Raw genomic sequence first — 14,603 nt, 5'->3', positions numbered from 1 at the left:
TAGCTTGTGCTCACTAGAGGATCAGCGAGCCCGCGGCCCATGCAGCAGCTGCAACCAGCGGCGAGATCAAGAGGAAACTGACCGGCGAATTGAGCACGGCAGCAACGCCGACCACGAGGCCGACCGTACGGCCCTGCCCGCCTTCGAAGGCCGGTGCAGGTTCATCGAAGAACATGATCTTGATAATACGCAGATAGTAGTAGCAGCTGACCACGCTGGTCACGAGACCGATCACGGCAAGCGGGACAAGACCGGCGTCAACCGCCGCCTTGAACACATACCATTTGCCGAAGAAGCCCGCGAGGAGCGGAATACCGGCAAGCGAGAACATCAGGGTCGCGATGCCAATCGCCATCGGCAGGTTGGTCTGCGACAGGCCAGAAAGATCGCTGATATCCTCAACCATGCCTTCCGAGCGGCGCATCGTCAGGATGGCACCGAATGCCCCCAGGGTCATCGTCAGGTAAATGGCGATGTAAACCAGAAGCGCCTGGATACCGGCTTCCGTGCCAGCCGCGAGGCCAACAAGGGCGAAGCCAACGTGACCGATGGACGAATAGGCCATCAGGCGTTTGATGTTGGTCTGCACCAGCGCGATGAAGGCACCGACGAGCATCGAGGCGATCGAGATAAAGATCACAACCTGCTGCCATTCAGCGGTCATGCCGTGGAAGGCACTGAACATGGCACGGACAAAGAGTGCGAGGGCAGCCACTTTCGGGGCAGCCGCGAAGAAGGCGGTTACCGGGGTCGGCGAGCCTTCGTACACATCCGGCGTCCACATATGGAACGGTACGGCCGAAACCTTGAAGCTGAGGCCCGCCATCAGGAAGACCATGCCGACGGTAACGCCCATCGCCGGCTCATGCATGCCCTTAAGCGTGGCAGCAAGCGTGGCAAAATCGGTGGTGCCGGAGAAGCCGTAGATCAGCGAAATGCCGTAAAGCAGCATGCCGGACGACAGCGCACCGAGCACGAAATACTTCAGGCCGGCTTCGGTCGAGCGGATGCGGTCCCGGTTCATGGCAGCCAGAACATAGAGCGACAGGCTCTGCAGTTCGAGGCCGACATAGAGGCTCATCAGGTTCGAGGCCGAGATCATGATCATCATGCCAACGGTCGAAAGCAGCACCAGGATCGGATACTCGAACTTGTTGATGTTGTGGTCGCGCATATAGCGGCCGGACATCAGAAGCGCGACACCCGAGCCGATCAGAACCAGCGTCTTCGCGAAGAGCGCGAAGGCATCGGTGATGAACATGCCGCCGAAGGTAATCTGGCGGCTGCTGCCGACCTCACCGAACATGACGAAGGCTGCCACGGCCAGAAGAGCCACGGAAAGGTTGGTAACTTGAGTGTAGCTTTTGTCGCCCTGGAACACGCCGAGCAACAAAAGCACCATGGCACCGACTGCCAGAATGATTTCCGGCAGAACGGGAACAAGGGATGGAAGGTGACCGGTCATCGGTTCTTACTCCTTAACGGGCTTCGTGTTCGGTATGCTCAGGCTCAGCCGCCGCGGGGGCGACCTTCACCTTGGTAGCATGGTCGAGGTTGGCGAAATGGGTGGAGACCAGCTTGTCGACGGACGCGTGCAGCGGGTCGAGGAAGCTGTTCGGGTAGATACCCATCCAGAGGACAACGGCAATCAGCGGTGCGAAAATCAGCTTCTCGCGAACGCTAAGGTCCGGCATGGCTTTCACATCATCCTTGTCGAGTTCGCCAAAGATCAGGCGGCGGACAAGATAGAGCATGTAAGCTGCCCCCAGGATCACACCGGTAGCCGCACCGAAGGCAACCCAGCTATTGTAGCTGAAGGCGCCGTTGAGCACGAGGAATTCACCGATGAAGCCGCTGGTACCCGGCAGGCCGACCGACGCCATCGAGAAGAGGACGAAGACCACCGCGTAAACCTTCATATTCACGGCCAGGCCGCCATAACGCTTGATTTCGCGAGTATGGAGCCGGTCGTAGATCACGCCGACACACAGGAACAACGCACTGGCGACAATACCGTGGCTGAGCATGGTGAAGATCGCACCCTCAATGCCGTTTGCCCCGAAGACGAAGATACCGATCGTCACGAAGCCCATGTGGGCGACAGACGAATAAGCGATCAGCTTCTTGATGTCTTCCTGAACCAGCGCCACCAGCGAGGTGTAGATCACCGCGATAATCGACAGGGCGAAGACCAGCCAGGCGAAGTGCACGCTGGCGTCCGGCAGCATCGGCAGGCTGAAACGGAGGAAACCGTAACCACCCATCTTCAGAAGCACACCGGCCAGGATGACCGAGCCACCCGTCGGCGCCTGTACGTGCGCGTCAGGCAACCAGGTGTGAACTGGCCACATCGGCATCTTCACCGCGAATGAGGCGAAGAAGGCGAGCCACAGAAGGTTCTGCACACCCGGATCGAAGTGGAAGTTCATCAGCGTCGGGATATCGGTGGTTCCGGCCTTGAAGTACATAAAGAGGACCGCAACCAGCATCAGCACCGAGCCGAGCAGCGTGTAGAGGAAGAATTTGAAGCTGGCGTAAATCCGGTTCACACCGCCCCACACACCGATGATCAGATACATCGGGATAAGGCCGCCTTCGAAGAAGACATAGAACAGGAAGATGTCGAGCGCGGTAAACACGCCGATCATCAGCGTTTCCAGAAGCAGGAAGGCAATCATATATTCCTTCACGCGCGTCTGGACGCTTTCCCAGCTTGAGAGGATCACGATCGGCATCAGGAATGCCGTCAGCACCACGAACAGGATCGAAATCCCGTCCACCCCTACCGAGTAGCGGATGGTGTCGCCGATCCAGGCATAGTTCTCAACGAACTGGAAGCCCGGATTGCTGTTATCGAACCCAGCCCAGAGAGCAATGCTCATGGCGAAGGTTGCGAGCGTGGACAGGAGCGCGACCCAACGGATGTTGGTCTTTTCCCGGTCTTTGTTTTCATGCCGAATGAACATGATGAAGAAGATGCCGATCAGTGGCACCAGCATCATGGCCGAGAGCAGGTTATTTTGAAAAAATGTCATATTCCTAAGTCCCCTGCCTCAAAGTCCGGCGCCATGCGCCATGAACCAGGTCACGAAGGCCGCGAGGCCGATGATCATGGCGAAGGCATAGTGATACACATATCCCGACTGAAGCTTGCGCGCGCGGGCGGCGATCGTCGCCACAGCGCTTGCAATACCGTTCGGGCCGTAGCCGTCGATGGTTTGCTCGTCCCCACGCTTCCAGAGGAAACGACCGATCCAGAAGGCCGGGCGTACGAACAGGAAGTCGTAAAGCTCGTCGAAATACCATTTGTTCAGAAGGAAGTCGTAAAGCACTTCCCAGGTTTCGGCCGTGCGCTTCGGCAGGTCGGTTTTACGAAGGTAGAACCAGGCAGCCAGCAGAAGACCAAGCAACATGGCCACGAACGGCGATTCCTTGATCGCGAACGGGATATGCTCTTCCTCGCCACCGTGAACAACCACGGCATGGTTCCAGAAGGTGCTTGCGCCCTCACCCACGAAGTAATGGTGGCCGAGGAAACCGGCAGCGATGGCACCAAAGGCCAGAACCGCCAGCGGAATACGCATCACCCACGGCCCTTCATGGGCATGGTCAAACGTATGATGATCAGCCCGGGTTTCACCGAAGAAGGTCATGAAGGCCAGGCGCCAGCTGTAGAAGCTGGTCAGGAAGGCCGCAGCCACACCCATCACGAAGGCATACTGGGAACCAGCAGCGTCCGAGAGGTAGGCGGCTTCAATGATCGTATCCTTCGAGAAGTAGCCCGCGAACGGATAGACACCCGTGATCGCCAGGTTGCCGATCACCATCACCGCCATGGTGAAGGGGATCTTCTTCCAAAGGCCACCCATTTTCCGCATGTCTTGTTCGTGGTGCATGGCGTGGATAACCGAGCCAGCGCCTAGGAACAGGAGCGCCTTGAAGAAGGCGTGCGTGAACAGGTGGAAGATCGCAGCATCATACGCCTGAACGCCGAGCGCGAAGAACATATAACCGAGCTGCGAACAGGTCGAATAAGCGATCACGCGCTTGATGTCGTTCTGGACGAGACCGATGGTCGCCGCGAAGAAGGCGGTCGAGGCACCGATGATCGTGACCATGTGCAGGGCATCAGCGGAGAAAGCGAAGACCGGGCTGAAGCGCGCTACCAGGAACACGCCCGCGGTGACCATGGTTGCCGCGTGGATAAGTGCGGAAACCGGCGTCGGGCCTTCCATGGCATCCGGCAGCCAGGTGTGCAGGCCGAGCTGAGCCGACTTACCCATGGCACCGATGAACAGAAGGACACACACCACGGTAATGGCGTTCCAGTCATGGCCGAGGAAAGTGATGGTCGCGTGCTGGAACTGGCCGATGTTGGCGAAGATATCGTCGAACATCACCGAGCCCGTCAGCGCGAACACACCGTAAATCCCCAGGGCGAAGCCGAAGTCCCCTACCCGGTTGACCACGAAGGCCTTGATGGCCGCGGCGGTCGCGCTCGGCTTCTTGAACCAGAAACCGATCAGGAGGTAGGAGGCAAGACCAACGCCTTCCCAACCGAAGAACATCTGAACGAGGTTATCGGAGGTGACCAGCATCAGCATGGCGAAGGTGAAGAGCGACAGGTAGGCGAAGAAGCGCGGCTTGTCGGGGTCTTCGTGCATATAGCCCATTGAGTACCAGTGCACGAGCGCGGAGACCGAGTTGACAACCACCAGCATGACGGCGGTCAGCGTGTCGATCTTGAAGGCCCATGCGAAATGGAGCGTGCCGGAGTTAACCCAGTCCAGCACATGAACGCTGTCTTTGCCACCGCCCATGGCGATGTTTCCGAACACCTTCCAGGACAGGATAGCGCCGACAGTCACGAGACCCGCGGTAATCAGCTGGCTCGCCCGGTCCCCGATCTTGCGGCCAAACAGACCCGCAATCAGGAAGCCGATCAGCGGCAGGAATACGATAGCTTTGTAAATCATCTGCCCTAGCCCTTCATCTGGTTGATGTCTTCAACCGCAATCGAGCCGCGTGTACGGAAGTAGATCACGAGGATCGCAAGCCCGATGGCCGCCTCAGCGGCCGCCACGGTCAGAACGAACATGGCGAAGACTTGGCCCACCATGTCGTGCATGAAGGTCGAGAAGGCCACGAGGTTGATATTGACGGCCAGAAGCATCAGTTCGACCGACATAAGAATGATGATGACGTTCTTCCTGTTGAGGAAGATACCGAAGATCCCGAATACGAACAGGATCGCGGCGACCGTCAGGTAATGTCCGAGCCCAATAGTCATGGACAATCGCCCCCTAGCCTTTCTTCGTCGGCAGGGCAACGCCACTACCGACTTTCACATCAACGAGTTTGTAGGCATCTTCCGGCCGGCGCGCTGCTTGATCAGCAATGCTCTGGCGTTTCACACCCGGACGCTGGCGGTGGGTCAGCACGATTGCGCCGATCATGGCCACCAGGAGGATGAGCCCTGCGGTCTGGAAGATGAAGATATAGTGGGTATAGAGAAGCTGGCCGAGCGCCTGGGTGTTATGCACATCCGAGGCCGCCGGGATCGGCGCCGTGATATTCTGGCCAACCACATCGCCGAAGGCCCATGCGGACCCGAGCGTGACAAGCTCAGCCAGAAGGATAAGGCCGATCAGGCCTCCCATGGGCAGATATTGAAGCGCACCCTGTTTGAACTCCGTGAAGTTGATGTCGAGCATCATCACCACGAAGAGGAACAGGACCGCGACCGCGCCCACATAAACGATGACAAGAAGCATCGCCAGGAATTCGGCGCCCATCAGCACGAACAGGCCGGCCGCCGAGAAGAATGCCAGGATCAGCCACAGAACCGAGTGAACCGGGTTCCGGGCCGAGATCACCAGGAAGCCAGAGGCCACGGTGATGAAGGCAAACAGATAAAATGCCATATCAGCAAGGTTGATCATTTCCTACTCCCCTCGCCTCAGCGGTACGGCGCGTCGGCAGCCAGGTTGGCTGCGATCTCGCGCTCCCACCGCTCGCCATTGGCCAGCAGTTTGTCTTTGTTATAGAGGAGCTCCTCACGGGTTTCCGTGGCGAACTCGAAGTTCGGCCCCTCAACGATGGCATCGACCGGGCAGGCTTCCTGACAGAAGCCGCAGTAGATGCATTTAACCATGTCGATGTCGTAGCGCGTGGTGCGGCGCGAGCCGTCTTCACGCGGTTCGGCTTCGATGGTGATGGCCTGTGCGGGGCAGATTGCCTCGCAAAGCTTACAGGCGATGCAGCGTTCTTCGCCGTTCGGATACCGCCTCAGCGCGTGCTCCCCGCGGAAGCGCGGGCTCAGCGGACCCTTTTCATACGGGTAGTTCACCGTCACCTTCGGCCGGAAGAAATATTTGATCGAAAGCCAGAAGGCTTTCACAAACTCCAGCAGCAGCAGGCTTTTAGTGGCTTGTACAAGTGCAGTCATCTTTCAAGCCTTTCTTAACCGTGCGTGGGCAGGAAGCCGCCATACACCATGACAGCAGCGTAGAAGACCACGAGGAACAACGAGAGCGGCAGGAACACCTTCCAGCCAAGACGCATCAGCTGGTCGTAGCGGTAGCGCGGCACGAAAGCCTTCACCATCGCGAACAGCCAGAAGAAGAAGGCGGTCTTGAGGAGGAGCCAGATAAAGCCGGGCACGAATTCAAGCCCAGGCAGCGGTGCGTTCCAGCCACCGAAGAACAGGATCGACATCACGGTCGACATCAGGAGGATGTTGGCATACTCGCCCAGGAAGAAGAGCGCGAAGGCCATCGATGAATATTCAACCTGATAGCCGGCAACCAGTTCGGCTTCCGCTTCCGGAAGGTCGAACGGCGGGCGGTTCGTCTCGGCCAGGGCCGAGATGAAGAAGATGATGAAGACCGGGAAGAAGGGAATGAAGTTCCAGTGCCAGATGGCGCCGGACTGCGAGTTGACGATGTCGGTCATATTCAGGGACCCAACATGCATCAGCACGCACACCAGCACAAAACCGATGGATACTTCGTAGGAGACCATCTGCGCCGCCGAGCGGAGACCGCCGAGGAAAGCGTAGCGGCTGTTCGACGCCCAGCCCGACATGATGATGCCGTAGACCCCCAGCGACGAGATCGCCAGCAGATACAGGATACCGACGTTGATGTCGGCGATCGCCATATGAGCCTCAAACGGGATCACCGCCCAGCTGAGTAGCGCCACCACGAAGGTGATCATCGGCGCCATCAGGAAGATCGCCTTGTTGGCGCCTGCAGGGATGATGGTTTCCTTCAGGAACAGCTTCAAGCCGTCCGCAAAGGATTGCAGAAGGCCGAATGGGCCAACCACGTTCGGTCCGCGGCGCATTTGCACCGCAGCCCAGATTTTCCGGTCGAAATAAACCGCGAAAGCGACACCGATCAGAAGCGGCAGCACAATCGCCAGGATCGACGCGACGATGGCGAGCAGGTAAAGGAACTGCCCTTCGCCGCCGAACAGTTTATAGAGCGCCTCAACCATGGGTCCCTGTCGCCTCCTCAACGTCACCAACGCGCGCGGCAATACAGTCCGCCATGATCTCGCTTGCACGCGCGATCGGGTTGGTCAGATAGAAATTGTCAATCGCCGGGGCAATCGCACCCGCTTCGATCTTGCCTTTCGTACCGAAATCGCCCCAGGCCTCGGTCGGCTTCTGGTCGAGGCTTGCCGTTGCGGGAGCAACAGTTTCAAGCCGCGCGCGGAGCTCGCCGAGCGAGTTGTAAGGGAGCGTGTGGCCAAGCACATCGGAAAGCGCCCGGAAGATCGTCCAGTCCTCACGGGCATCGCCCGGTGCGAACACGGCCTTCTCGGTCCGCTGCACGCGGCCTTCGGTGTTGATGTAGGTGCCGTCTTTCTCGGTATAGGCGGCCGCCGGCAGGATAACGTCGGCGTTTTTCACGCCTTCGTCGCCGTGGGTCCCCATATAGACCGTGAAGACATTCTTCAGCGCCGCGGTATCAAACTCGTCCGCGCCCAGAAGGAACACAGCCTTGAGCTTACCGGCTTCGGCATCGGCCAGGATCTGCTTCACGCCGCCGTCAGTGGTGAGCCCAAGATCGAGCGCACCAACACGGGCCGCTGCGGTATGCAGCACGTTAAAGCCGTTCCAACCGTCCTTGACGCAGAATTTGTCGGCGATGTCGCGGGCAGCCTTGAGGATGGCAGCGCCATCTTCGCGGGCGAGAGCGCCCTGGCCTACGATGATCATCGGCTTCTTCGCCGCTTTCATCGCCTTCGCAACCTCATGCTTGCCGCCGAGGATCGCATCGAGGACGCTGGCGTCATCCCCCAGTTCGTCAACATCGTAGGTCAGGTCCGTCGGGGCGCCGATGGCGGCGACCTTCAGGCCCATGTGACGGACTGCCTTGCGGATGCGGGTGTTGACGATCGGCGCCTCAGCACGCGGGTTGGAGCCCACGAGCAGGAGGAAGTCCGCTTCTTCAACACCGGCGATGCCGCTGTTCATCAGGTAGCCTGCGCGGACCGACGCATCGAGCGCCGCGCCGTCCTGGCGGGCTTCGACGCGCTTGGAGCCAAGCGCGGCCATCAGGTCCTTGAGGGCGAGCATCGATTCCATATCAGCCATGTCGCCGACGATGGCGGCGATCTCGTCGCCCTTCACGCCCTTAAGCTTCTTCTTGATCGTGTCGAACGCATCAGCCCAGGAAACTTCAGCGAGTTTCTTGTTCTTGCGGGCGTAGGCACGGTCAAGACGGCGCTTCCTGAGGCCATCATAAACGAAGCGGCTCTTGTCCGAGATCCACTCTTCGTTGACGTCTTCATGAAGGCGCGGGGTGATCCGCATCACGGCGGCACCCCGAACATCAACCGAAATGTTGGAGCCAACGGCGTCCATCACGTCGATGCTTTCGATGTGCTTGAGCTCCCAGCTCCGCGCCGTGAAGGCGTAGGGCTTGGAAGTCAGCGCACCGACCGGGCAGAGGTCGACGACGTTGCCGGACATTTCACTGTCCAGCAGGCCCTCGAGGTAGGTGGTCACTTCCGTGTGCTCACCACGCCAGATAGAACCCATGTTATCAACCCCGGCGACTTCCTCCGAGAAGCGCACGCAGCGCATACAGTGGATGCAGCGGGTCATGGTAGTCGAAATCAGCGGCCCCATATATTTGTCTTCAACCGCGCGCTTGTTTTCATGGAAGCGCGATTGACCCCGGCCGAAGGCCATGGCCTCGTCCTGCAGGTCGCACTCACCGCCCTGATCGCAGATCGGGCAGTCAAGCGGGTGGTTGATCAGCAGGAATTCCATCACCCCTTCGCGGGCTTTCTTCACCCGTTCGGTATTGGTGTGGATCACCATGCCGTCGCCTGCCGGCATCGCACAGCTTGCGATCGGCTTCGGCGATCTTTCCATGTCGACAAGGCACATACGGCAGTTGCCTGCAATCGACAGGCGCTCGTGATAGCAGAAGCGCGGCACTTCAACGCCGACTTCCTCACAGGCCTGCAGAACCGTTGTGCCCGGTTCGACCGTTACTTCTTGTCCGTCAATAGTAAGCGTGGGCATCTAACTCTCCTCGCCTCACTCAGCCGCCTTGGCGTGGTAGGCGTCGATACGAGCCTCCACCTCAGGACGGAAATGACGCATCAGACCCTGGATCGGCCAGGCAGCGGCGTCGCCGAGCGCACAAATAGTGTGGCCTTCGATCTGCTTGGTGACATCGAGGAGCATGTCGATCTCCGATTTATCGGCATTGCCGACAACCAGACGCTCCATCACCCGCCACATCCAGCCGGTGCCTTCACGGCACGGCGTGCACTGGCCGCAGGATTCATGTTTGTAGAACTCGCTCAGCCGCGCGATGGCTTTGACGATGTCGGTGGACTTGTCCATCACGATCACCGCCGCGGTCCCGAGGCCCGACTGGACCTCCCGCAGGCTGTCGAAATCCATCAGCACATCGTCGCAGATGTCCTTGGGCAGGACCGGAACAGAAGACCCGCCCGGAATGACCGCGAGCAGGTTGTCCCAGCCGCCGCGAACACCGCCGGCGTGCTTTTCGATGAGTTCCTTGAGCGGGATGCCCATTTCTTCTTCGACGTTACAGGGCTTGTTCACATGCCCCGAGATCGAGAAGACCTTGGTCCCCGTGTTGTTCGGACGGCCAATACCGGCAAACCAGGAAGCGCCGCGGCGCAGGATGGTCGGCGCAACCGCGATCGATTCAACGTTGTTCACCGTAGTCGGACAACCCCAGACACCGACGTTCGCGGGGAACGGAGGCTTAAGGCGCGGTTGGCCCTTCTTGCCTTCAAGGCTTTCGATCAGGGCGGTTTCCTCGCCGCAGATATAAGCCCCCGCCCCACGGTGCACGAAAATGTCGAAGTCGTACCCGGTGCCGCAGGCATTCTTGCCGAGGAAGCCTTTCGCGCGGGCTTCGTCGATCGCGCGGTTAAGCGCTTCTGCCTCGCGGTAGAACTCACCACGGATATAGATGTAAGCGGCAACCGCGTTCATGGCGAAACCGGCAATCAGACAGCCTTCCAGCAGCTTGTGCGGATCGTGACGCATCAGGTCACGGTCTTTACAGGTGCCGGGCTCGCCCTCGTCGGCGTTGACCACGAGATAAGACGGACGGCCGTCGGTTTCCTTCGGCATGAAGGACCATTTCAGGCCGGTCGGGAAGCCTGCGCCGCCACGACCACGAAGACCGGAGTCTTTCATCTCCTGGATGATCCAGTCTTTGCCCTTCCCGATCAGCTCTTTGGTGCCGTTCCAGTCACCGCGCTTCATGGCAGCGTCGATGCCCGGGCTTTGGAAACCATAGAGGTTCGTGAAAATGCGATCCTTATCGGCAAGCATTATGCATCCTCCCCCATGAAGTCCTTCAGCGTGGTCGGGCCACCTTCAGGCGCACTGTTCTGACGATCGACGCCTTGCGGACCCGGCTTTACCTCTTCACCCTTCGAGAGCTTGCCCAGAAGCTCAATCATGGTTTCGGGCGTCAGGTCCTCGAAATAATCGTCATCGATGGCAACGACCGGCGCGTTCACACAGGCACCGGCACATTCAACCTCACTCAGAGTGAACATGCCGTCCTCGGTGGTTTGGCCTTTTTCGATGCCCAGGTGCTTCTTGCAGGCGCCCATGATGGCATCGGAGCCGCGAAGCCAGCACGGCGTGGTGCCGCAAACCTGGACATGATGTTTGCCGATCGGCTTGTGGTTATACATGGTGTAGAAGGTCGCGACCTCCATCACCTTAATCGGCGCCATGTCCAGATAATCAGCGATATATTCGATGATTTCCTGGGTCACATGCCCACCGTTCTGACGCTGCGCCAGGTCGAGAAGCGGCATAACCGCGCTCTGCTGACGCCCCTCAGGGTATTTTGCGATATGTTTCTGCGCGGTCGCCTCGTTCTCGGGCGTCCAGGCAAAAGCCTTCTGAGCTGCCGCTGTCATCGGTCAACCTCACCAAACACGATATCCATAGCTCCGAGTACGGCCGGAGCGTCCGCGAGCATGTGCCCTTTGCAGAGGAAATCCATCGCCTGCATGTGCGCAAACCCAGGTGCCCTGATCTTGCAGCGGTACGGCTTGTTCGAGCCATCCGACACAAGATACACGCCGAATTCACCCTTCGGCGCTTCCACACCCACATACACCTCACCTTCCGGTACTTTGAAGCCTTCGGTATAGAGTTTGAAGTGGTGGATGAGCGATTCCATCGAACGCTTCATGTCAGCCCGGCGCGGCGGTGCGACCTTATTATCGGTCGACAGAACCGGACCGCCCGGCATTTTGTCCAGACACTGGCGCATGATCTTCAGCGACTCCCGGATTTCCGCGAGGCGCAGCATGAAACGGTCGTAACAGTCACCGGAGGTACCAACGGCGACCTTGAAGTCCATCTTGTCATAGACTTCATAAGGTTCCGCTTTCCGGATATCCCAGGCCATGCCGGTCGAACGCAGCATCGGGCCGGTGAAGCCCCAGGCAAGCGCCTCTTCCGCGGTGAAGCGGCCAATGTCGACGTTCCGCTGCTTGAAGATGCGGTTATCGATCAGGAGTGCTTCCATGTCCTCAAGGACTTTCGGGAAGGTCTCGGTCCAGGCGTAAATACGCTCGGCCAGGCCTGCAGGCATGTCCTGGTGAACACCACCCGGGCGGAAATAAGCCGCGTGCAGACGCGCGCCCGAAACCGCCTCGTAGAATTCCATCAGAATTTCGCGCTCTTCAAAACCCCACAGGATCGGGGTCAGCGCGCCCACGTCCATGGCGTGAGTCGTCAGGTTCAGGATGTGGTTCAGTATCCGGCCGATCTCACAGAAAAGAACGCGGATATACTGACCGCGTTCCGGAACTTCGATGCCTGCGAGCTTCTCAACCGCGAGCACGAAAGCATGCTCCTGGTTCATCGGCGCCACATAGTCGAGGCGGTCGAAGTACGGCATCGCCTGGAGATACTGTTTATATTCGATCAGCTTTTCGGTGCCGCGGTGCAGAAGACCGATATGCGGGTCAACCCGTTCGATCGTCTCGCCGTCCAGCTCCATGACCATACGCAATACCCCGTGCGCGGCCGGGTGCTGCGGACCGAAGTTGAGGCAATAGTTCTTGATATCGACTTCAGCCATTATTTCGCCCCCTCTTTCTTGGGCTCTTCAGCCTTCTCGTCACCGGGGAGGATATATTTGGCGCTTTCCCACGGGCTCAGGAAGTCGAAGCTACGGAATTCCTGGGTCAGCTTCACGGGTTCGTACACAACGCGCTTGGCTTCTTCGGAATAGCGCACCTCGACAAAACCGGTGAGCGGGAAGTCCTTGCGGAGCGGATGCCCCTGAAAGCCATAGTCCGTCAGCATACGGCGCAGATCCGGGTGATCGGCGAAGAAGATGCCGTACATATCCCAGGTTTCGCGCTCGAACCAACCGGCGGACGGGAAAACTTCAACGGCGCTCGGCACTGGCGTGTCGGCGTCGGTTTCCACTTTAACCCGCATCCGCTGGTTCAGCTGCACGCTGAGAAGCTGGTAAACTACATCAAACCGTTTTGCGCGCTCCGGATAGTCGGCGCCGCACAGGTCGGTCAATTGTTTGAACATGCATTCCTGGTCATCGCGCAGGAAAGTCAGGACTTTCTGGATATGCTCGGCACGGGCAACAACGGTGAGTTCACCGAAGGCCACAGTCGTCGAGATAACCTCATGTTCCAGGCTGTTGGCGATATGGTCGCCGAGTCCTTCTAATGCCTTATCAGTCATGCGCTCACGCGCTCCTTTTTGATATGCAGCCAGGACGGCTGCAGGCACACGGGGAAGCGCCCGGGGATCGGTGGGCGCTTCTGCTCTCATGCTTTATCGGTTGATCGTACCGGTCCGGCGAATTTTGCGCTGCAGCTGCAAAATACCGTAAAGCAGGGCTTCCGCCGTCGGCGGGCACCCGGGCACGTAAATGTCGACCGGCACAATGCGGTCACAGCCACGCACCACAGAATAAGAATAGTGATAATAGCCACCACCGTTCGCGCAGGAGCCCATGGAAATGACGTACCGGGGTTCGGACATCTGGTCATAGACCTTACGCATAGCCGGCGCCATTTTGTTGGTCAGCGTACCGGCGACGATCATCACGTCGGATTGACGGGGGCTAGCCCGCGGGGCGAAGCCGAAACGTTCGACATCATACCGCGGCATACTGGTGTGCATCATTTCTACCGCACAGCAGGCGAGACCGAAGGTCATCCACCATAGCGAACCGGTCCGCGCCCAGGTTATCAGGTCCTCGAGCGACGTGACGACAAAACCTTTGTCGGTCAGTTCTTCATTGAGTCCCTGGTAGAACGCGGTTTCGGCGGGATTGACCCCGCCTTCGGCTACGGCCGGACTATTGGCAGGTACTACTCCCATTCCAGCGCTCCTTTGTTCCACTCATATACAAAGCCGACAGTCAGCACGCCGAGGAACACCATCATCGACCAGAAGCCGAAGACGCCAATGCTGCCGAGCGAGATCGCCCAGGGGAACAGGAAGGCTACTTCGAGGTCGAAGATAATGAACAGAATGGCGACAAGGTAGAAACGAACATCGAATTGATGACGGCTATCGCTGAAGGCTTCGAAACCACATTCATAGGCCGACAGCTTTTCACTGTCTGGCCGTTGCTTGGCGATCAACATTGCGGCGCCAACGAAAATGACGGAGAAGGCGATCGCGATTCCGAGGAAGATCAGAATCGGAAAGTATTGTGTGAGCAACGACTCCATGGGAGTCCCTTTTGATAATTGGCCCTAGTTACTGCCCGCCCTTTTATCGACCTGAATAGCATCCGTAAAGGATGAATTTGGCTCAAAAGTATGCAGGCGACATGTGCGCGGGAGTATAAAAAGGCGATTAGTTAACGAAACGCAAAGGATGCGGGAGAAATCAGGTCGGACACGAGAATACCGTTACGGCTTCCAATGCCCGGCAAAACAAAAACGCGCCCCTGTTTCCAGAGGCGCGCTTGTGACCGGGAACCCCCGAAATCCGCAAGCTGGCGCGAGTGACGGGACTCGAACCCGCGACCCTCGGCGTGACAGGCCGATACTCTAACCAACTGAGCTACACCCGCGCATCGCTTGCG

At 58.7% G+C, this 14,603-nt stretch carries 14 protein-coding genes and 1 tRNA gene; all 15 read right to left on the bottom strand.

The window, feature by feature from the left end:
* Positions 1 to 13: 13 nt before the first annotated feature.
* The 15 genes from nuoN to K6118_RS06500 all read right to left on the bottom strand — a co-directional run bounded on the left by nuoN (position 14) and on the right by K6118_RS06500 (position 14,591).
* Entirely contained in the window at positions 14 to 1,465 is a 1,452-nt protein-coding gene (gene nuoN / locus K6118_RS06570) for an NADH-quinone oxidoreductase subunit NuoN (RefSeq protein WP_247119438.1), read from the bottom strand.
* Positions 1,466 to 1,478: 13 nt separating this feature from the next.
* Positions 1,479 to 3,035: an NADH-quinone oxidoreductase subunit M gene (locus tag K6118_RS06565; protein ID WP_247119437.1), complete on the bottom strand. Its 1,557-nt coding sequence runs from the start codon at positions 3,033 to 3,035 to the stop codon at positions 1,479 to 1,481.
* 18 nt (positions 3,036 to 3,053) lie between these two features.
* Positions 3,054 to 4,976 carry an NADH-quinone oxidoreductase subunit L gene (nuoL, locus tag K6118_RS06560; RefSeq protein WP_247119436.1) on the bottom strand — a complete coding sequence of 641 codons (1,923 nt, stop codon included), beginning with the start codon at positions 4,974 to 4,976 and terminating at the stop codon, positions 3,054 to 3,056.
* 5 nt (positions 4,977 to 4,981) lie between these two features.
* Positions 4,982 to 5,290, bottom strand: coding sequence for an NADH-quinone oxidoreductase subunit NuoK (gene nuoK, locus K6118_RS06555; protein ID WP_247119435.1), 309 nt, complete (start codon positions 5,288 to 5,290; stop codon positions 4,982 to 4,984).
* 13 nt (positions 5,291 to 5,303) lie between these two features.
* Positions 5,304 to 5,939 (bottom strand): NADH-quinone oxidoreductase subunit J, encoded by a 636-nt coding sequence (locus tag K6118_RS06550; RefSeq protein ID WP_425531544.1) that lies wholly within the window; start codon positions 5,937 to 5,939, stop codon positions 5,304 to 5,306.
* Positions 5,940 to 5,959: 20 nt separating this feature from the next.
* Entirely contained in the window at positions 5,960 to 6,448 is a 489-nt protein-coding gene (gene nuoI / locus K6118_RS06545; RefSeq protein WP_247119433.1) for an NADH-quinone oxidoreductase subunit NuoI, read from the bottom strand.
* 14 nt (positions 6,449 to 6,462) lie between these two features.
* A complete protein-coding gene (nuoH, locus tag K6118_RS06540; protein ID WP_247119432.1) occupies positions 6,463 to 7,500 on the bottom strand; it encodes an NADH-quinone oxidoreductase subunit NuoH in 1,038 nt (345 codons plus the stop codon).
* Entirely contained in the window at positions 7,493 to 9,544 is a 2,052-nt protein-coding gene (gene nuoG / locus K6118_RS06535; RefSeq protein WP_247119431.1) for an NADH-quinone oxidoreductase subunit NuoG, read from the bottom strand. The genes nuoH and nuoG overlap by 8 nt, the downstream gene beginning before the upstream one ends.
* 15 nt (positions 9,545 to 9,559) lie before the next feature.
* Positions 9,560 to 10,840, bottom strand: a complete 1,281-nt coding sequence (gene nuoF / locus K6118_RS06530) for an NADH-quinone oxidoreductase subunit NuoF (protein ID WP_247119430.1) — start codon at positions 10,838 to 10,840, stop codon at positions 9,560 to 9,562.
* Positions 10,840 to 11,442: an NADH-quinone oxidoreductase subunit NuoE gene (gene nuoE / locus K6118_RS06525; protein ID WP_247119429.1), complete on the bottom strand. Its 603-nt coding sequence runs from the start codon at positions 11,440 to 11,442 to the stop codon at positions 10,840 to 10,842. Before nuoE ends, nuoF begins: the two co-directional genes overlap by 1 nt.
* On the bottom strand, positions 11,439 to 12,617 hold the full coding sequence (locus tag K6118_RS06520; RefSeq protein ID WP_247119428.1) for an NADH-quinone oxidoreductase subunit D: 1,179 nt from the start codon (positions 12,615 to 12,617) through the stop codon (positions 11,439 to 11,441). Before K6118_RS06520 ends, nuoE begins: the two co-directional genes overlap by 4 nt.
* Positions 12,617 to 13,243, bottom strand: a complete 627-nt coding sequence (locus K6118_RS06515) for an NADH-quinone oxidoreductase subunit C (RefSeq protein ID WP_247119427.1) — start codon at positions 13,241 to 13,243, stop codon at positions 12,617 to 12,619. The genes K6118_RS06520 and K6118_RS06515 overlap by 1 nt, the downstream gene beginning before the upstream one ends.
* 93 nt (positions 13,244 to 13,336) lie before the next feature.
* Positions 13,337 to 13,888, bottom strand: coding sequence for a NuoB/complex I 20 kDa subunit family protein (locus tag K6118_RS06510; RefSeq protein ID WP_247119426.1), 552 nt, complete (start codon positions 13,886 to 13,888; stop codon positions 13,337 to 13,339).
* Positions 13,879 to 14,244, bottom strand: coding sequence for an NADH-quinone oxidoreductase subunit A (locus tag K6118_RS06505; protein WP_247119425.1), 366 nt, complete (start codon positions 14,242 to 14,244; stop codon positions 13,879 to 13,881). The genes K6118_RS06510 and K6118_RS06505 overlap by 10 nt, the downstream gene beginning before the upstream one ends.
* Before the next feature lie 270 nt (positions 14,245 to 14,514).
* Positions 14,515 to 14,591: transfer RNA gene (locus K6118_RS06500), tRNA-Asp, on the bottom strand.
* Positions 14,592 to 14,603 lie beyond the last annotated feature (12 nt).

The organism is Kordiimonas marina (assembly GCF_023006325.1).
Classification (GTDB): Bacteria; Pseudomonadota; Alphaproteobacteria; order Sphingomonadales; family Kordiimonadaceae; genus Kordiimonas; species Kordiimonas marina.
This window is presented reverse-complemented; position numbering and strand designations above follow the sequence as displayed.

What these genes read in the sequence shown, in the direction of transcription:
- K6118_RS06505 (WP_247119425.1), bottom strand. Translation starts at nt 14,244, where the DNA reads ATGGAGTCGTTGCTCACACAATACTTTCCGATTCTGATCTTCCTCGGA.
- nuoI (WP_247119433.1), bottom strand. Translation starts at nt 6,448, where the DNA reads ATGACTGCACTTGTACAAGCCACTAAAAGCCTGCTGCTGCTGGAGTTT.
- nuoF (WP_247119430.1), bottom strand. Translation starts at nt 10,840, where the DNA reads ATGCTTGCCGATAAGGATCGCATTTTCACGAACCTCTATGGTTTCCAA.
- nuoN (WP_247119438.1), bottom strand. Translation starts at nt 1,465, where the DNA reads ATGACCGGTCACCTTCCATCCCTTGTTCCCGTTCTGCCGGAAATCATT.
- K6118_RS06565 (WP_247119437.1), bottom strand. Translation starts at nt 3,035, where the DNA reads ATGACATTTTTTCAAAATAACCTGCTCTCGGCCATGATGCTGGTGCCA.
- K6118_RS06515 (WP_247119427.1), bottom strand. Translation starts at nt 13,243, where the DNA reads ATGACTGATAAGGCATTAGAAGGACTCGGCGACCATATCGCCAACAGC.
- nuoE (WP_247119429.1), bottom strand. Translation starts at nt 11,442, where the DNA reads ATGACAGCGGCAGCTCAGAAGGCTTTTGCCTGGACGCCCGAGAACGAG.
- nuoL (WP_247119436.1), bottom strand. Translation starts at nt 4,976, where the DNA reads ATGATTTACAAAGCTATCGTATTCCTGCCGCTGATCGGCTTCCTGATT.
- K6118_RS06510 (WP_247119426.1), bottom strand. Translation starts at nt 13,888, where the DNA reads ATGGGAGTAGTACCTGCCAATAGTCCGGCCGTAGCCGAAGGCGGGGTC.
- K6118_RS06520 (WP_247119428.1), bottom strand. Translation starts at nt 12,617, where the DNA reads ATGGCTGAAGTCGATATCAAGAACTATTGCCTCAACTTCGGTCCGCAG.
- nuoH (WP_247119432.1), bottom strand. Translation starts at nt 7,500, where the DNA reads ATGGTTGAGGCGCTCTATAAACTGTTCGGCGGCGAAGGGCAGTTCCTT.
- nuoG (WP_247119431.1), bottom strand. Translation starts at nt 9,544, where the DNA reads ATGCCCACGCTTACTATTGACGGACAAGAAGTAACGGTCGAACCGGGC.
- nuoK (WP_247119435.1), bottom strand. Translation starts at nt 5,290, where the DNA reads ATGACTATTGGGCTCGGACATTACCTGACGGTCGCCGCGATCCTGTTC.